This is a genomic window from Streptomyces sp. NPDC048417 (assembly GCF_040651615.1).
In the GTDB taxonomy this organism is placed as follows: Bacteria; Actinomycetota; Actinomycetes; order Streptomycetales; family Streptomycetaceae; genus Streptomyces.
Genome location: NZ_JBEZKI010000007.1, coordinates 108815 through 125856 on the forward strand (window position 1 = coordinate 108815; position 17042 = coordinate 125856).

Consider the following 17042-nt stretch of genomic DNA (forward strand, 5'->3'; position numbering starts at 1 on the left):
GGCGGCGGATGGGCGCTGCTGGTCCACCCGCATTTCCTTCCGGTCGTGGCTAGGACGGCGGCAGACACTCCTTGCTGGGCGGCTTCCCCTGCGGCCACGCGATCGTCACGAACCGCGACCCGCCCTCCGGTCGCAGCTCCACGATCGGCACCGCCTTGTCGTACGGGTTTCCGTGCACGTCGAGGCAGATCCACCCACTCGCCCCGTCCACCCGCAACGATCCCTTCACCTGAGGCCACTGCAACCCCACGTCGGCCAGTGTCGGCACCGACCTCCCCGCCGGCACCGCCTCGCGGATGCCGTGCACCGCGAGCCGCATCGCGTCGTAGCCGATGATCAGCTGCCCGTCCTGCAGTGCCACCTGCCCGATCGGCCCCACCGGCGACTTCTCCGCGCTCTTCAGCAGCCGTGTCAGCGTCTGCGCCTCCGCGGCCGAACCCCCGGTCTTCGGGCTGTCCTTCAGCCACGCGTCCGGATGGGCGAGGGCGGTGTACCGGACCGACAGATTGTGCCGGAGGGCGTCCCGGTCCAGGTCCTTCTCGCCGGTGAGGTAGGACCCCTCGTCACCCGTCAGCACCGTGAACTTCCGGTCCTGGCAGCCCCGTCCGCCCAGCGCGTTGATGAACTGCCGCAGCTGTGTGTGCCGGCCGGCGAACAGGATCGTGTCGGTCGACCGCGAGGTGTCGCAGATCAGGTTGGTGATCTGCCGGAAGGTGTTCGCGGTCGTCCCCTCCCGGCTGCGGTCGGCCGGCGGCGTGAACGGCTGGGGCTCGTACGGCGAGTCCTTGATCAGTGCGGCGAACGACGTCTGGAGCGTCCGCGTGTACGGGTCGCCCGGCCTGTCGTACACCAGCAGCGCCCGGCCCGCGCCGACCTTGGCGAAGGAGGCGAGCGCCCGGGCCTCGTCGGTGTTGGTCGGGGACACCCGTGCCAGACCGGGGTAGGGGTCCTTGCCGCTCGGCCCGTTGGCGAGGTCGTCGGCGGTGATCGACGAGCCCACCACCGGGATCCCCAGCCGGGTCAGCTCCTTGACGGCCTTCTTGTTGTTGTCGGTGCTCTGCCCGACCCCGGCCACCGCCCGCAGCCGGTCCGCGCCGCCGGTCATCCGCGCCAGCTGCGCGACCATCTTCTGCCAGTACTGGCTGGTCGCACCGGGGTTGGCCAGGACCAGCCGGATCGCCGGGGACTCCCCGTTGGAGTCGTGGTTGGCCTGGTACTGGGCCAGGTAGGAGCCCTGGAGCTCGTGATGGATGTCGGCGAGGTTCGCCGCCGCCGTCGCGGTGTACGGCAGCATCACCGCCACCGTCACGTAACTCCCGGGCTTCAGCCGGGCGTTCTCGCGGGCGATCGCCCGCACGGTGTCGCGGAGCTGCGGATGCCCGAAGTCGAACGCCGTGGTCGCCACGCCCACGCACTCGTCGCTGTCCTCGGGCCGGGCCACCCCCGGCGCGCAGGACCGGTCGTCGTGGATCGCCAGCCGGACCCCGACGACCAGGCCGGCGATCAGCCCCGCCGTGACCAGCAGGGCAAGATAGCGGCGCAGGGGGATCTCCCAGACGCCTTCGCGCAACCACGTGCCCACGCCCCGCCGCGCCATCACGCCACCCCGCTCCGCTCGTCGTCGCCCTCGTCGTCCTCCGGGTCGGCGGGCGGGCGGCCCGCCAGCGCGGCCGCGGGCCAGTCCCGGGAGGCCCGCCACAGCAGCGCGTTGCCGGCCGGCCGCAGGTTGGACAGCTGCTCCAGCTCGAAGCGGAGCCGGTCGCCGACCTTCGGGTCGGGCAGCACCAGTGGATCGGTCAGGTGCCACACCGCGTGCAGCAGCCGCCGTATGCGCAGATGCAGTACGGGATCCACGCCGTCCGGCACCTGCTGTCCGGCGTCCGTGCGGCCCAGCGCCACCGCCGCCCGCCGGTCGCCGTGCCCGGCGGCGTCGCGGCCCTCGGCGTCATGGGCGTGGAAGTAGGGCGCCGAGGCGATGAACCGCAGGGTGCGCAGCCACCCGCGGGTGTCCAGGACCGGGAAGGTGTCGCGGAGGTGGGCGACCGCCGACTCGGTGCGGCCCAGGGCCAGTTGGTGGTGGAGCCGGAAGCGGGCCCGCTCGTCCGGGTGGTCGTCCGTGTAGTGGGCGACCAGCGTCTCGTGGACGGTGCGCCAGCCGCTGTGGTCGGGGTCCCGCAGATGCAGCCGGAGCAGCAGCAGGGTCCGGACGAAGGGGTCGCCGACGAACTGCCCCGGCACCACCGGCAGCCCCTCCCCGGCCAGCCGGCTCTGCAACGCCCGTACGTCCGCCGGGCCGAAGTCGTCCGGGAGCAGTGCGGCGGCCAGGGCGCACGCCGAGTCGTGGTCGTGCGCGGCGGCGAGCACGGTCAGTTCGTCGAGCCGGTCCCCGGGGACCAGCCGGTCGAGGAGTTCGCGGTAGACCGGGGCGGCCGGTCCGTCCTCGGTGTGGCGCACCTCGGCCGTGAGCAGTTCGCCGAGCGCGCCGGCCCGGTCCGGGTGCTGGGCCGCCGCCTCCGCGAGCACGGCGCTGCCCAGCGGATTGCCGGCGGTCAACCGGTGTACGGAGTGAGGGAGTTGGGGTGTGTCCGGGGTGGCGACAAGGTGCAGGGTGTCGTCGGGGGAGAGCGGCGGCAACGCCACCAGCAGCGCCCGCGAGGACGGTACGGCCGCGTCCGGTGCCCAGTCGGTGCGCCGGGCGACCTCGGCCAGCTCCCGTCGTACGCCGTTGCGCAGCAGCTCCCGGCCGTCGCCGCGCAGCCCGGCGACGAACGCCACCTGGTCGGCGACCCCGTCGGCGCGGTCGCGCAGCACGGCGTCCAGCAGGCCGGGGCCCGGTCCGGTCCCGGCGTTGTCGAGCAGCACCAGCGGGCGGCCGAGCCGCTGCATCCGCGGCAGCACGCCCGCGTACGCCTCCGTCAGGTCGGCGAGCAGGGCGCGTACGAGATAGCGCTCGGCGTGCTCCCGGGAGGTGCCGCCGGCCCGGAAGTGCCCGGACAGCAGGATCAGCCCGCGCTGGGCGTGGCCGCCCGCGTTGGGGTACGTGCGGTACCAGACCGACGCCTTCTGGTGCCGGCGGCTGGCGAAGCCCTCGGCGATCGACTCCAGGGTGGCCTCGATGGCGCCGGAGACCAGCGGCCCGGTGCCGGTGGCGGCGGCGACCACCTTCGCGGCCACCTTCCCGGCCCACCGCCCCGCGAACCCGCTGATCCAGGAGCCGCTCTCGTTCAGCAGCAGGATCCGCTCCACCTCGCGCCGGATCCGCTCCGAGTCGGCGTCGCCCCAGCCGCCGGCGGCCACCGCGACCAGGCCGGACATGAGGCGCGGGAAGGTGATCCGCCCGGCGCCCGTCACCGGTTCCGCGAGCTGCTCGGCGACGACCAGCAGGGCCTGCGCGACCGGCGACCAGGACTCGGCGGGACGCTCCGCGGGCGCCGCCGTGAACTGCGCCTCCGCACAGTCGACGAGCGCGACCGGAGTGTGCCCCTTGTAGGCGTCCAGCAACTCCCGGAGGACCGCGCTCTTGCCGAGCCCCCGGGCCCCGGTCAGCACCACGAACGGCAGCTCGCCGGGGTGTTCGAGGGGATGGGCACGGTGCTGGTACGGCCGCAGCCCGACGATTCTCGGTACGAGCCCGGCCGGCTCCACGTCGAACAGCGCCCCGCGCCCGTGCAACCGTCTGTGCAACTCAGTCCCCCCTCAACACAAGTGTAGGAAGGGGTAGTTGCTTCAGGCCATAGCGCACGGTGTCCGTATGGTTACGAAACCTGCCCGGCTGTGGGCCTGTTCTGAACGGGTGCGGCCGGTGTCCACCGTTTGCGGGCGTCGAGGAACCTGCGCCGGGCGATCACCCGCGCCGTGCGGGACGGCACCGGCACCCTGGGGTACAGGCAGGCGTACAGCCGGGCCTCGTGCAGTGCCCGGGCCAGTCCCGCGGTGGTGAGCACGAAGCCGCTGGTGCCGCCGTCGGGGGTGCGTTCGCGGGTGATCAGGCCCCGCGCGGCCAGCCCCTGCCAGGCCTCCAGTTCACCGAAGTCGAGCAGGCGCGCCTCCGGTACCGCCTCGGCGTTCAGCAGCCGCACCAGCAGCCGCCACTGCCGGCTGGTCATCGCCTCGGCCAGGAACCGGGTCCAGGAGACGGCCGCCTGGACCGCCGCCCGTTCTATCCGTTCGGTCAGCTGCTTGATCTGGTCCCGCGCCCGGCGGATGTCGTCCTCGTCCTGTCCGTAGGCGGCGGTCGCCTCCTCCCCGGCGCGTTCCCGGAGGTAGCCGCGCAGCCGCCCCAGCTCGTGGTCGACCAGCCGGCAGGTCATCCCGACCGAACGCCTCAACAACTGGGCCAGCGCGCGCAGTTCGGGCTCGTCGGCGCCGACGCCGGCCGGCCGGCCGGTCTCGTGGGCGCGGCGGAACAGGGCGGTCAGCAGCCGGGCGATCTCCTGGCGCCGCTCCGCCGCCTGCGGATGCGAGTCGAGCGAGCGGTGGACGGTGCGCGGACTGACCTCGAAGACCTCGGCGAGCCGCTGCGGCAGGGTGGCGTACCGGCGGGCCGGGAGTTTGGCGTGCAGTTCCAGGTCCCGGTAGGTGTTCCGGCTGATGCCGAGCCGCTCGGCCGTCTCGGCGCTGGTGAGGCCCGCCGCGACGCGCAGCCGGCGGATGCCGTCCGCCGCGTCGGGCACCGCCGGGCACAGCCGGCGCGGCGGGATGCCGAAGACCTCGGCGAGCTGCTCGATGCGCGGCGGCTCGGGCACCGAGGTGCCCTTCTCGTAGGCGAGGATCCGGGACTTGGAGGTGCCGACACGACGGGCGAGTTCGGCCGCGCTCAGCAGCCGGCCGTCGACGCGCCGCCGTCGTCGTACCTCGCGCAGTGCCGCGGAGCTGAAGGGTGCCGTGCCACGGGCCATGAGAACGCCTTCCCACGCGCGTCACGCCGGACACGCGCGCGGGATCGGTACCGTTTAGGCCCTGTTCCCGGTGGCCGCACACCCGGTGGGGGTGCCCGGCACGCCGACCGCGCCGCAGGCAGAGTGCTCTCCTGGTACCGTCTAGGGTTCGAGAGGGTTCTCCAAGTGGTGTGCCACGCGGCAGTATCGAGGAACGCGGAGCGCGCGACGTGGGGAATCCCATCGAACTCCCGCGGTGTTTCCGTGCGTGAGTGCGTATGTACGGGTCTGAGAGTGAGCGGGCCCGCGCCCTGGCGATGTTTCCCGCACCGGTCCAGGAGCGCGGACCCATTTGGCCGACCCGGCAGTGCGCGGCGGGTGAGGCTGCTACCTCATCCGCCGCACCCACGCCAGAGCCCGATGAGCCCGATCGCGACGCTCACCGCGTCGATGACCAGCTGCACATGCTCCCAGCGCAGGTTTGTACCGTCAGGGTGATCCGGCTCCTCGGGACCGGACGGCTGATCGGGAGGTTCTCCCGGTTCCTCCGACTCGGTCTCCTCGGCATTGGCCATGGATCGTTTCTCCTTTCCCTCGGTGACACGACGGCAGGCTGGATCTGTGCCTGCTGGCCTGACCCCGAGAGGGGAGTGCGACCACACTACCGAGTTCCTCGTGGCTTGCTGTGACCCTTCTCGAACACACAGTGCACAAAAACCAGCGCGAACGGTCCGGGGTAATCGGAATCCCAACTCCACTTGTGTGACAGTCCCTTGAAGGAACGTCAAAGCACCTGCTGGGAACGGGTTACCGGGAGGCCGTCCTGTGAGGGAGGGTGCAAACGACCGCAGATCGATCCGGTCATCCACGCAAACCGAATCGATCTGTGATCTGTGACACATGGAGACCGGGCGCCGGCCTCAGCCGACGGTGATGGAGTCCAGCTTCTCCCGCAGGTAGACGTGCGAGTCGACCGGCGGGTACGCCACCCGTCCGACCGGGGCCGGGACGGACTCGACGGTGGTGCCCGGGGTGCACTCGCCGAAGTAGACCAGGGACATCAGCTCCTCGCCGGGCGCGTCGGTGGGCGGCGGCAGCACCCGGTGCCGTCCCGACCGCCACCGGTCACCGGTCCAACGAGCCATCAGGTCACCGATGTTGATGGTGAAGGCGGCCGGGTCGAACGGCGCGTCCTCCCACCCGCCCTCGTCGGTGTACACCTGCAACCCGCCCTTGCCCGCCTGCCGGTCCAGGATGGTCACCGTCCCGAAGTCGGTGTGCGGCCCGATCCGGAACTGACCCGGCGCGGGCTCGCCGAGCACCTCGGTCCCCGGATACCAGTTGATGTTGAAGCCGTACGTCGGATGGTCCATGTGCCGGGAGAAGAAGTCCCGTTCGAGCCCGAGCGCGTACCCCAGCAGCTCCAGCAGCGTCTTCTCCAGCTCGCCCATCCGCTCCAGGTACTCCTCGCAGACCGCCCGCAGCTCCGGCACCTCCACCGGCCACACGTTGGGCGCGTACCACTCGGCGTTGACCACCGGGTCCTCGAACGGCTCGTGCGTCGCGAAGGTCAGCGACTCCTTGAGGTCGGGCGGGGTCTCGGTGCCCTCCGAGTAGCCGTTGGCCTCCGCGCCGGGCCCGAGCCAGCCGCGCCCGCCGACCTTCGCCTCGTACGCCCGCTTCACCTCGTCGGACAGCCCGAAGAAGCGCCCCGCGGCCTCCCGCACCCCACTCCGCAACTCCGCCCCGACCCCGTGGCCGGTCACGAGCAGGAACCCGGCGGTCCGAAGAGCACCGTCGACGGTCCGGGCGATGGCCCGCCGGTCCTCCTCGTCACCGGCGAGCCAGGGGCGCAGGTCGACGGTGGGGATACGGGGGCTGCTGCTCGTGTCATTCACCGATGTCCTCGTTCCACAGGGCCGGGTTGGCGTTGATGAAGTCGCGCATGAGGGTGGTGCACTCCGGGTCGTCCAGCAGGACGATCTCCACGCCGTGCTCGGCGAGCCAGTCGTGGCCGCCGTGGAAGGTGGCCGCCTCGCCGATCACGACCCGGGAGATGCCGAACTGGCGGACCAGGCCGGAGCAGTACCAGCACGGGGAGAGGGTGGTCACCATGGTGGTGCCGCGGTAGGTGCGCTGGCGGCCCGCCGCGCGGAAGGCGGCGGTCTCCGCGTGCATGGAGGGGTCGTCGTCCTGTACGCGCCGGTTGTGGCCGCGGCCGAGCAGTGCGCCGTCGGCGCCGTACAGGGCGGCGCCGATCGGGATGCCCCCCTCGGCGAGCCCGGCGCGGGCCTCGGCGACGGCGGTGGCGAGCCAGGAACGGGCCTGTGTCGGGTCCAGAGGGTCCAGCGGATCCATGGGCTGCATGACTTCACTCTCCTGTGGCCGAAACACGAGGGCAACGTGCGGAAAGTACCCTCCGGGCAACCCCCGGCCGGACGAAATGTCAGCGGCCGTGCCCGTCCCCTGGAGGTCGCCGTGCCCGCACTCACCCTCCGCGAAGTCCTGGCCCTCGAACCGGTGCGGGCGGCCCGCCCCGAACTGCTCGCCGGGGAGGACGCCCTGGACCGCCCCGTGCGCTGGGTGCACTCCAGCGAGGTCTACGAGGGCGCCAACTTCCTCGACGGCGGCGAACTGCTCCTCACCAACGGCTTCGGCCTGACCGACGCCGGCGACGAGGTCCGCCGCCGGTACGTGCGGGAGCTGGCGGCGCGCGGTGCGGCCGGGCTCGCGGTGGAGGTCGGGCGGGCCCTGCCCAGCATGCCGCCCGAGGTGACCGACGAGGCCTGCCGCCTCGACCTGCCGCTGTTCGCCCTGCACCGGGTGGTGCCCTTCGTCCGGATCGCCGAGGCCGCCAACCGGGCGATCGTGGCCCGGGGCCTGTCCGGGCGCCGTACGGCCGTCCGGCCCTGGGGCGACGACCACGCGGCGGCACTCCTCGCCGACCTGGCCGACGGGCAGGCCCTCAACCAGCCGGAAGTGGAGGCGCGGGCCGCGCTCGCCGGGTTCCACCCGGGCCCCGGCACCCGGCTCCTCGGCGTCTCGCTGCACGGCAGCCGGGGCGTGGGCGCGGTGGACCGGGCGGTACGGGTGCTGGGCGGGGCCGGAGTGCTGCGGGCCGCGTTCCCGGGTGACGTGCTGGCGCTGCTGGCGGTGCCTGCCGCGGTCCCCGGCGATCCCGTGCGAGCCGTGCAGGAGGCGTTCCGGGGCGCCGCCGAGCCGGGGGCCACGGTCGCCGTCGGCCATGCGGTCGGCCCCGGCGGCTGGCTGCACTGGAGCGAGACGCTGCGGGCGGCCCGGACCACCCTGGAGCTGGCGCTGACCGTGCCGCCCGCCGAACCGGCGCTGCCCGAGGGCCCGTCGGTGACCTCGGCCCGCGCCCTCGCCCTGGAGCGGGAGCTGACCCGGGGCGGCGTCGCCGCCAACCGCGACCGGCTCGCCGTCCTCGTCCAGCACACCCTCGGCCCGCTGCTGGCCTGGGAGGCGGCCCACGCCAGCGACCTGGTCCGCACCCTTGAGGTGCACCTGCGGCACGGCTGCTCCCCGACCCGCACGGCCGCCCTGCTGCACATCGGCCGCCAGTCCCTCTACCAGCGCCTGGAGCGCATCGAGTCCCTCCTCGGCCTGGAGATCGACGACCCGGACCTGCTGGGCGAGCTGCTGACGGCGGCCTGTGCGCACCGGGTGGTGCGGGGGACGGGCGCGGCCCGGGTGCGGGGGCTGCGCACGGTGGCCTAGCGAGCGGCCGGAACCGGTGGCAGGCGTGCACGGTGACGTAGCGGTTGTGGTTGTTCCGCGCCCGGTCGTGGAACCAGGCGGCCGTTCCCAGCAGCAGGGCCACGGCCGGCCCGTACAGCGGCAGCCACAGCGTGGTGGTCGCCGCCTCGCCCGGACGGCCCGCACCTGGCCGGCGGCGGCAGCGCGTGCGCGGGCCGCGGACTCCCCGCAGGCTGGGAGCGTGGGTGACGGGATGATCGTGACGATGGTGTCGGTGCCGGACGGGGGCACGACGCGCATCTCCGTGCCGGAGGCCCGTCGGCGGCTCGCCGGGGACCCGTTCCTGATCCTCGGAGTGGAACTCTCGGAGGGGCCGGACGAACCGGTGGCCGGCCGGCTCGGGCTGGACGACGACGACCTGGACTGGTTCGGCATGCCGGACGAGTCGCCGCGGGCCGAGTTCCTGGGGGACGTCGCCGGTTTCGTCGTGCCCGTGGTCGTGGACGACCGGATCACCCACGTGCACGCCCTCGCCGGCGAGCGCTTCCTGGTGGCCGCGCACTGGGGCCGGGCCGTCCTGGCGCCGGGCCTGACGGCGCAGGTGCGGCGGGAGCGGCCCCATGACGCCGTGGCCACGCTGTTCCTGCTGCTCCAGGAGGCGCTGGCGACGTTCCGCCGCGCCACGGTGGACGCACTGCTCCGGGTGGAGGAGCTGGAGGACGCCATGTTCGAGGACCGGCACCCCGAGCAGATCTATCTGCTGTCCCAGCTGCGCCGCCGTGCCGCTCTCCTGCACCACTCGCTGCTGCCCTACCTCCAGGCGGTCGACGAGGTGGTCACCCGCAGGATGATGAGCAGCGACTTCCCGGCCGACCGGCAGCACCTCGCCCAGGAGTTCACCCGCGCGGCACGCCTGGTCCGCACCGACATCGAGTCCCTCCAGGACGCCGCGCGCCGCGCCCTGGCCAGTTACTCGTCCCTGGTCGCGGGCGAACAGAACGGCGTGATCAACCGACTGGCCATCGTGTCGGTGATCTTCCTGCCGCTGTCGTTCCTGACCGGGTTCTTCGGCATGAACTTCACCTTCCTGACGGACCGGCTGGAGACCCGGGACGAGTTCTGGCTGCTCGCCGTGGGCCTCCAGCTGGTCACCCTGGCCGCCGCCGTCTACGTACTGCACCGCACCCGCGTCTGGCGACGGCTGCGGGACGAGGACTAGCGCGTGGCCGGTCACCCCGTCGGTGTATCCGGTCCGTTACGCGGGGCGACGGGGGTGGCAGGCTGATTGCGCCGAACCCACCTCGAAGGAGCCGCGCCATGTACCCGTCTGACTGCAAGTACACCCGGGAACACGAATGGATCCGCATGAACGGCGGCACCGCCGAGATCGGGATCACCGAGTTCGCCCAGAAGCAGCTCGGTGACATCGTGTTCGTGGAGGTGCCGGCCGTGGGCCAGGCGTTCGAGGCGGGTGATCCGTTCGGCAGCGTGGAGTCGGTGAAGGCGGTGACCGAGGTCTATGTGCCGGTCGGCGGCAAGGTGATCGCGGTGAACGAGGAGCTCGACTCCGAACCCGAGCTGCTCAACACCGAGCCGCACGCGGCGTGGGTGATCAAGATCGAGGTCTCCGACAAGAAGGCTCTCGAGGGCCTGCTGAGCGCCGAGAAGTACGAGGAGTACCTCAAGTCGGAGACCGAGTAGGGCTTCCGGTCACCCGGGCCGGGTCACGGCGTCCGCCTGGCCCGGCTCCGCAGCGCCGCGTACAGCAGCGCGCTCACCACGAAGCCGACGACCGGCGTGATGTCGCCGAAGGCGGGGTGGTGCTTCGGCACCCAGCCCACGTAGTCCTCCTGGTTGGAGAAGAGCGGGACGGAGACCGCGACGCCGATCAACAGGGACGCCAGTCCCGGCCAGTTGGTGAAGGAGCGGTCGGTCAGGCGGGTGGCCAGTTCCTCGTCCGTCGCCGTACGGCCCTGGAGCCACCGCTCCACCAGGACGACCCCCAGCCAGGGCGCCACCCAGTACGCGATGACCAGCAGGAACGCCTCGTACGCCGCTCCCGCGTCGTCCAGCGAGGCCCAGGCCGCCGCGGTGCCGGCGATGCCCGAGACCACGACCAGCGCGCTGCGGCTCAGCCAGGTCGGGAGTTTCAGGCCGAAGGAGGCGATGGAGATCGCCCCGGAGTACACGTTGAGGGCGTTCGCCGAGACCCCGCCGAGCATGATGGCGAGCAGGACGAGGTCGCCGAGCCAGCCGGGGAGGTGGCCGGTGAAGGCGGCCGTGGGCGTGGCGTCCTTCGGGGCGATGATCGTGGCCGAGGCGGCGCCGATGACGGCGACGATCGAGACCGACACGAACAGGCCGACCGCCGGCCACAGGACCGTCTTCGCCTTGTCCGCGGTGCGCGGCAGATAGCGCGAGTAGTCCGTGGCGTACGGGTTCCAGCCGGCCGCGTACCCCCAGGACGCGCTGAACGCGAGCAGGAAGCCGCCGACACCGCCGCCCGAGCCGCCCCCGCCGAGGTCCGCGTCCTTGAAGGTCCACACCCCGGCCAGCAGGAAGATCACCGCGAGCGCCGGGAACGCGTACTTCTCGAAGGTGTGCACGAAGTTGTGGCCGATGAACCCGATGAGGATCTCCGCGACCACAACCAGCAGGAGGGAGGGGAGGGGCCGCAGGCCGGTCAGCGTGTTGAGGGCGAAGGCCGCGCTCACGCTGTTCACCGCGAACCAGCCGACGCCCGCGAGCAGGCCGTTGGCGGCGGAGGGCAGGATGTTGCCGAGGTAGCCGAAGGAGAAGCGGCCGATCACCATCTGCGGGACGCCGAACCGCGGCCCGTCCAGCGACAGCACGCCCTGCGTGACCGCGCCGAACGCCGTGCCCAGCAGGATCGCGGCGGTCGCCGTCCAGAAGTCCAGGCCGAAGAAGAGGACGGCGATCACGCCGATGTAGACGGTCGCGAACTCGATGTTGGGGGACGCCCAGGTCCACAGGAGCTGGAGCGGACCGCCGTGGCGTTCGGCGTCGGGGATCGGTTCCGAGCCCGCCGCCTCCACGGCGATGACCCGGTCGCCATACTCGGGCGCGATGCTGGTGGTGGAACCGGCGGGAGCAGTCGTCATACGAGGTAAGTGTCGGGTTCGCGCCCGGTCCGGCCCAGGGGCGCGTTGTCCGTTTCGGACGGCTCACCGGCGTACAACCTGCACGCATGCCGGAGCTTCCGGAGGTGGGTCGTCCTCCGGAAGCTCCCGGGCAGGGCTCCGGCCGGGTCAGCGGTTGGTGCAGACGTTGCCGCCCGTCGGGTTGAGCAGGGCAAGCACGTTGATGCTGTTGCCGCACACGTTGATCGGAATGTTGATCGGCACCTGGACGACGTTGCCCGACAGCAGGCCCGGGCTCTTGGCCGCGGAGCCGTTGGCGTTGGCGCCGTTGTCGGCATAGGCGGCGGTGGTGCCCAGGGCGAGGGTGGCAGCGATGGCGCCGGTGACGGCGAGGGCGCGGATGCGCATGAAGGCCTCCTGGTAGCGGAATGAGAACGCGTCCATCACAACCGCCCGTCAAGAGGACCGCACGCGGAGCTGGGCCGATCGGCGCAATCCGCTCCGCCGAGGGCGCTACGCGGCGAGGCGTCCGGCCAGGTCCTTCGCCTTGGCGGCGGCCTCCTGGAGGGCGCGGTCGCGGGAGGCCTCGTAGAGCGGCACGAGTTCGGTCATGGCCGGGTTCTGCGGAGCCATCGTCAGTTCCGGCACGATGAAGTCGACTTCGAGGCCGAGGCCGCTGGAGAGGATCGCGGACAGGTAGTTCTGCACGTACTCGAACGTCTCCCGCGGGGTGCCCGGCGCGTACGAACCGCCGCGGCTGGCCACGACGGTGACCGGGGTGCCCTTGGCGGAGGGGTTCTCGCCCATCGTGCGGCCGAACAGGACCACGTTGTCCAGCCACGCCTTGAGCGTCGAGGGGATCGTGAAGTTGTACATCGGCGCGCCTATGAGAACCGCGTCCGCCCGCTCCAGCTCCTCGATCAGCTTCACGCGGTCGGCGAAGGCCGCCGCCTGCTCGGGGGAGTGGGCGGCGGGATCGGCGAAGCCGGCGGTGTGGCCGGCCGTGGTGAGGTGCGGCACCGGGTTCGCCGCCAGGTCGCGGTAGATCACCGTGCCCTCGGGGTGCTGCTCCTGCCATGCCGCGCGGAAGGCCTCGGTGACGGCACGGGAGGCGGACGCCTCGCCCGGGAGGAGCGAGGAGTCGATGTGGAGAAGGGTGGCCATGGGTGTCTCCAGACACAGGGGTAGCTGGCCCGGCGCGGGACGCGGAGGGCTGAGATTTCGTACTCAGCTATAGGTAACACAGGTGCTTACTTTTTTTCAGCCCCGCCCGTGGTGGGCCTGTACCCTGATTCCATGGCGGTGGACCAGGTGCACGACCCGGAGCAGTGCAAAGGTGTGGACGCCGGCATCACGCGCGTCTTCCAGGTGCTGGGGAAGCGCTGGAACGGCCCGATCCTGTCCGTCCTGATGGACCAGCCGACGCACTTCGCCAACCTGCGCCGCGCCATCCCCGGCATCAGCGAACGCATGCTCTCCGACCGGCTCACCGAACTCGGCGCCGCGGGACTCGTCGTGCGCGAGGTCGACGAGGGCCCGCCGCTGCGGGTCTCGTACCGGCTGACCGCGGCGGGCGCCGCGCTGGAGCCCTCGCTGAAGGAACTCGGCGAGTGGGCGAAGGAACACCTGCCCGACGATTCGCCCTGCTGACCAACGGCAGGGCCGCCGCCCTCCGTTCGTCGCTCGCGGTGGACGGAGGGTAGACGGCCGCCGGTTCTGCCGTGCGGGCCGAAGCGGTCGCCGGATCAGCTGTGCGGGCCGAAGCGGTGGTGCGCCGGTGCGCCGGGGAGGTGCGGAGCCGTGTGGGCGACAGGCGCTAGGTCAGAAAAGTGGCTCGGTAGTCCGCGGGGGACGTGTCGACGTGGCGGTGGAAGGCCGCACGGAAGGCGGCGGGGCTGCCCAGGCCGCTGAGGCGGGCGATCTGTTCGACGGGGGTGGTGGTCGTCTCCAGGAGTTCGCGGGCCCAGTCGATGCGGGCGGCGGTCAGCCAGGCCATCGGCGAGGTGCCCGTCTCCTGCTGGAAGCGCCGGATGAACGTCCGGCGGGACATGTGCGCGCGGTGGGCCAGCTCGTCCACGCTCTGCCGGTGGGCCAGGTTGTCGAGCATCCAGGTGAGGACCGGTGCGAGGTCCTCCCCGCGGCCGGCCGGCCGGAAGCGCTCGATGAACTGCGCCTGGCCGCCGGAGCGTTGGGGCGGGGCGACGAGTGCCCGGGCGCGGGTGTTGGCGGCCGCGGCGCCGTGGTCCCTCCTGATGATGTGCAGGCACAGGTCGACGCCCGCGGTCACGCCCGCGGACGTGAGGATGTCGCCGTCGTCGACGTAGAGCTGGTTCGGCCGGACGTCGATCCGGGGGTAACGGCGTCGCAGCTCGGCTGCCTCCTGCCAGTGCGTCGTCGCGGGGCGCCCGTCCAGCAGCCCGGCGGCCGCCAGCGCGAAGGCGCCCATGCAGATCGACACCAGCCGTGCGCCACGCGCGTGCGCCGAGCGGAGCGCCGCCAGCGCCGCGGCGGGAAGCGGGCCCTCCGGGGCCTGATAGCCGGGGACGACGACGGTGCCGGCGTCCGGCAGCGCCTCCAGCCCGGCGGACGTGACGATGGTGAAACCGCCGCTGCGGACCGGCCCGGCCGACGGATCGCAGCAGACGGTGACCTCGTAATGCGGGTCCATCCCGAAGGTCTGCACCGGAATGCCGAGGTCGAGCGGGAGGACCCCCGGAAGCGCCAGCACGGCGACGCGGTGCCCTTCGATGGCCGACATGGCACAATCCTAGCGATGACCGGCCTGCGTGCCACTGTCGAGGGCGGAGGCCCGATTCGTAACCTGCGGCCATGAACCTCTCGCTCGACCTGCCCACCGGCCCCCTCGCCGAGGCGATCCTCTCCACCGTGCGCACCTCCGAGACCCCGTCGGTGGCCAATCACAGCGTGCGCAGCTTCTTCTTCGCCGAGATCCTGGCCGCCCACGAAGGATGCCTGGACGACGCCGCCTACGACCGTGACCTGCTGTTCGCCGCGACCGCCCTGCACGATCTGGGCGCCGGCGACCTCGCACCGGGCGAAGCCCGCTTCGAGGTGGAGGGCGCCGACCTGGCTGCGGACCTGCTGCGACGGCACCAGGTCCCCCAGGCGGACATCGACCGCGTGTGGGAGGCGATCGCCCTGCACACCTCTCCCGGTATCGCCGAGCGCCGTGGCCTGCTCTATTACCTCACCCGCGAGGGCGTGGGCGTCGACTTCGGGCGCAACGCGGAGATCGTCTCCCCGTGGGAGCGGCAGATCCACGCCGCCTATCCCCGCCTGGCCATGGTCCGCTCGCTCGTCGACGCGATCGTGGAGCGCGCCGCCCGGTCGGCCGCCGCGGCCCCCCGCTACTCGATGGGCGGCGAACTGCTGCGCGAACGCCGGGCCGACGGCGTGACCAGCATGGAACGCGCCGCCGCCACCTCGCCCTGGGGCGAGTGAGCGGCCTGCGGCTCCAGGACCGCGTAGTCCGTGAAGCTGCGGCGGTAGCGCAGGTGCCGGGTGTCCCGGGTGTGCCGGCGCTGCCACTCCTCCACCGCTCCCGGAGAGCCGCACGGCCCCGACGCCGCCCCGCAGTCCGTCTCGTCGCCGGAGACGCAGTACGCCTCGTACTCCGGCTCGGCACTGTCGTCCTGCGTGATCAGGTACGGCACGAAGCGGAAGACACGGCGCGGGCGTGTGCCCCAGTGGTCGCGGCGCAGGTGCCTGCGGAGGAGTACGGCGGCGTCGGTCGTTCCGCTCGCGTCCGACCGTGCCTCGGCCTGTTCCCGCTGTCCGGCGAACTCCGCGCAGGCGGCACAGCCGGGGACCGGTTCCGGGGCCGGGGAGTCCAGCACCGGGTAAGTGGGTGTGGTGGAACGGCGGTTGGCCGCCCGTACCTCCGCGCTCAGCCGTTCCTCCGCGGTCGCCGGGCGGATCGACTCCGGCCGTGCCTCCCATTCCCGGCCGCCGCCGAGCGGTCGTAGCAGGGCGTAGGGGCCCGCCTTGCCGCGGTACTCGCCGACCTTGTCCGTACGGGGGTCGTAGACGACCGTTCCCGCTTCGATCCCGCTTTCGACGTGTTCAGTCATGTGCGCTCCGACGCCACTTCGTGACTCTGTGTGTATCGAGCGTGGCGGACGGGAACGGTCGGTATCAATGCCGGGCGCGTGCCACCGGCACCTGTCACGGAGGGGGCCAGTGTTGTGACCACCAACGCCGAGTTCTTCGGAGAGCTGTTACGGCACTACCGCGAGGCCGCGTTCCTCACCCAGGACGCGCTGGCCAAGCAGATCCCCTGTGACCGGTCGCTGGTCGCGAGGGTGGAGGCGGGGACGCGGGTACCGCAGGACGCGTTCGCGAAGAAGTGCGATGAAGTACTGGACACGAGTGGGGTGTTGGGGCGGTTGTGGGGGCGGGTGGACTGGTATCCGCAGGTGGAGCATCCGGACTGGTTCGCGCGCAGGGTGGAGATGGAGGAGAAGGCTGTCGCGCTGTACGAGTACCAGTCCATGGTCGTGCCGGGTTTGTTGCAGACATCGGACTATGCGCGGGCGCTGGTTTCCAAGCGAGGGGCCACCGGTGACTTGCTCGAAAACCGGGTCAGGGCCCGCTTGAGCCGACAGCAGCGCTTCCTCGCGGAAGGCGGACCCACCTACATCGCTGTACTGGACGAGAGTTGTCTGCGGCACGCGGTAGGCAGTCCCGCTGTGATGCGCGATCAGTGCGCGCACCTGCTGAGTGTGGGACAACTCCCCAACATCCGCATCCAGATGGCTCCGGCCAGTCGCTTCGACCTCACGCGCCCCGACCGCCCGGTATCGCTGATCACGTTGCCTGATGGCGAGCCCTGGATCTACACGGAATCGCTGAGCCAGGGCTACTTCAACAACGATCCGGATGCCTACGCCATGATGAGCCGAATCTATGATGTGCTCAGGGCAGACACTCTGTCGGCTCGCGAATCAGCCGCTTTGATCAGCGACTTGATGGAGGGGTACGGCGACGATGAACCAGCAGCAGCTGAGCGCGGCGACGTGGATCAAGAGCAGCTACAGCGACGGCGACGGCGGCAACTGCCTCGAATTCGCCCCCGAGTTCACCTCCGCCGTCCCCGTCCGTGACAGCAAGGCCCCCGACGGCCCGGTCATCGTCGTCGGGCGCTCGGCATGGTCGGCCTTCGTCTCGGGGATCCGCGGCTGAACCAGGAAGAGGACCAGCGCCTGGCCCGTATCGCCCCCGACATCCTCCAGATCACGGTGGATCTGCTGCGCCGTGTCGCGGGGATCGAGGCGATGCACGCAGCCGACGAAGACTGAGACTGGCCGATCTGTGCCAGGCCCGAGCA

At 71.9% G+C, this 17042-nt stretch carries 18 protein-coding genes and 1 pseudogene; 8 read left to right on the forward strand and 11 right to left on the reverse strand.

Going from position 1 to position 17042, the window contains the following annotated elements; translation table 11 throughout:
* Positions 1–49: 49 nt before the first annotated feature.
* The 6 genes from AB0D59_RS13130 to AB0D59_RS13155 form a co-directional block, all read right to left on the reverse strand.
* Entirely contained in the window at positions 50–1597 is a 1548-nt protein-coding gene (locus AB0D59_RS13130) for a hypothetical protein (protein WP_362564333.1), read from the reverse strand.
* Entirely contained in the window at positions 1597–3684 is a 2088-nt protein-coding gene (locus tag AB0D59_RS13135; RefSeq protein WP_362564335.1) for a hypothetical protein, read from the reverse strand. The genes AB0D59_RS13130 and AB0D59_RS13135 overlap by 1 nt, the downstream gene beginning before the upstream one ends.
* A 71-nt stretch (positions 3685–3755) precedes the next feature.
* Positions 3756–4898 carry a helix-turn-helix transcriptional regulator gene (locus AB0D59_RS13140; protein ID WP_362564337.1) on the reverse strand — a complete coding sequence of 381 codons (1143 nt, stop codon included), beginning with the start codon at positions 4896–4898 and terminating at the stop codon, positions 3756–3758.
* Positions 4899–5269: 371 nt separating this feature from the next.
* Complete coding sequence (locus AB0D59_RS13145) at positions 5270–5452, reverse strand: hypothetical protein (protein WP_362564338.1); 183 nt, start codon at positions 5450–5452, stop codon at positions 5270–5272.
* Between the two features lie 345 nt (positions 5453–5797).
* Complete coding sequence (locus tag AB0D59_RS13150; protein ID WP_362564340.1) at positions 5798–6775, reverse strand: 2-oxoglutarate and iron-dependent oxygenase domain-containing protein; 978 nt, start codon at positions 6773–6775, stop codon at positions 5798–5800.
* Positions 6768–7235 (reverse strand): nucleoside deaminase, encoded by a 468-nt coding sequence (locus AB0D59_RS13155; protein ID WP_362564656.1) that lies wholly within the window; start codon positions 7233–7235, stop codon positions 6768–6770. Before AB0D59_RS13155 ends, AB0D59_RS13150 begins: the two co-directional genes overlap by 8 nt.
* A gap of 120 nt (positions 7236–7355) precedes the next feature.
* Between AB0D59_RS13155 and AB0D59_RS13160 the strand changes: the two genes are divergently transcribed.
* From AB0D59_RS13160 to gcvH, 3 genes are all read left to right on the forward strand, one after another.
* Entirely contained in the window at positions 7356–8615 is a 1260-nt protein-coding gene (locus tag AB0D59_RS13160) for a PucR family transcriptional regulator (protein ID WP_362564341.1), read from the forward strand.
* 220 nt (positions 8616–8835) lie between these two features.
* Positions 8836–9813: a CorA family divalent cation transporter gene (locus AB0D59_RS13165; protein ID WP_362564343.1), complete on the forward strand. Its 978-nt coding sequence runs from the start codon at positions 8836–8838 to the stop codon at positions 9811–9813.
* 98 nt (positions 9814–9911) lie between these two features.
* Positions 9912–10295: a glycine cleavage system protein GcvH gene (gene gcvH / locus AB0D59_RS13170; RefSeq protein WP_362564345.1), complete on the forward strand. Its 384-nt coding sequence runs from the start codon at positions 9912–9914 to the stop codon at positions 10293–10295.
* Positions 10296–10318: 23 nt separating this feature from the next.
* Here gcvH and AB0D59_RS13175 read toward each other — a convergent pair whose 3' ends face one another.
* The 3 genes from AB0D59_RS13175 to AB0D59_RS13185 form a co-directional block, all read right to left on the reverse strand.
* A complete protein-coding gene (locus AB0D59_RS13175; RefSeq protein WP_362564346.1) occupies positions 10319–11716 on the reverse strand; it encodes a cytosine permease in 1398 nt (465 codons plus the stop codon).
* A gap of 147 nt (positions 11717–11863) precedes the next feature.
* Complete coding sequence (locus AB0D59_RS13180; RefSeq protein WP_362564347.1) at positions 11864–12139, reverse strand: chaplin; 276 nt, start codon at positions 12137–12139, stop codon at positions 11864–11866.
* Positions 12140–12208: 69 nt separating this feature from the next.
* Positions 12209–12859, reverse strand: coding sequence for an NAD(P)H-dependent oxidoreductase (locus AB0D59_RS13185; RefSeq protein WP_362564348.1), 651 nt, complete (start codon positions 12857–12859; stop codon positions 12209–12211).
* A 132-nt stretch (positions 12860–12991) separates the two neighbouring features.
* Here AB0D59_RS13185 and AB0D59_RS13190 point away from each other — a divergent pair, with 132 nt between their 5' ends.
* Complete coding sequence (locus AB0D59_RS13190) at positions 12992–13345, forward strand: helix-turn-helix domain-containing protein (protein WP_362564349.1); 354 nt, start codon at positions 12992–12994, stop codon at positions 13343–13345.
* Positions 13346–13511: 166 nt separating this feature from the next.
* Here AB0D59_RS13190 and AB0D59_RS13195 read toward each other — a convergent pair whose 3' ends face one another.
* Positions 13512–14453: a helix-turn-helix domain-containing protein gene (locus AB0D59_RS13195; protein WP_362564350.1), complete on the reverse strand. Its 942-nt coding sequence runs from the start codon at positions 14451–14453 to the stop codon at positions 13512–13514.
* A gap of 71 nt (positions 14454–14524) precedes the next feature.
* Between AB0D59_RS13195 and AB0D59_RS13200 the strand changes: the two genes are divergently transcribed.
* The gene (locus AB0D59_RS13200) at positions 14525–15157 is read left to right on the forward strand and encodes an HD domain-containing protein (protein ID WP_362564352.1); all 633 of its coding nucleotides are present in this window, start codon (positions 14525–14527) and stop codon (positions 15155–15157) included.
* Here the strand turns inward: AB0D59_RS13200 and AB0D59_RS13205 are convergent.
* On the reverse strand, positions 15064–15786 hold the full coding sequence (locus AB0D59_RS13205; RefSeq protein ID WP_362564353.1) for a hypothetical protein: 723 nt from the start codon (positions 15784–15786) through the stop codon (positions 15064–15066). The two genes, AB0D59_RS13200 and AB0D59_RS13205, sit on opposite strands and share 94 nt — an antisense overlap.
* A 114-nt stretch (positions 15787–15900) precedes the next feature.
* On the opposite strand from AB0D59_RS13205, the gene AB0D59_RS13210 reads away from it, so the two are divergent.
* The 3 genes and pseudogenes from AB0D59_RS13210 (at position 15901) to AB0D59_RS13220 (ending at position 17013) form a co-directional block, all read left to right on the forward strand.
* Positions 15901–16818: a helix-turn-helix transcriptional regulator gene (locus tag AB0D59_RS13210; protein ID WP_362564355.1), complete on the forward strand. Its 918-nt coding sequence runs from the start codon at positions 15901–15903 to the stop codon at positions 16816–16818.
* Positions 16787–16897, forward strand: a pseudogene (locus tag AB0D59_RS13215) (DUF397 domain-containing protein); the annotation flags it as partial. The gene AB0D59_RS13210 and the pseudogene AB0D59_RS13215, both read left to right, overlap by 32 nt.
* A complete protein-coding gene (locus AB0D59_RS13220) occupies positions 16864–17013 on the forward strand; it encodes a hypothetical protein (RefSeq protein WP_362564357.1) in 150 nt (49 codons plus the stop codon). The pseudogene AB0D59_RS13215 and the gene AB0D59_RS13220, both read left to right, overlap by 34 nt.
* Positions 17014–17042: the final 29 nt, after the last annotated feature.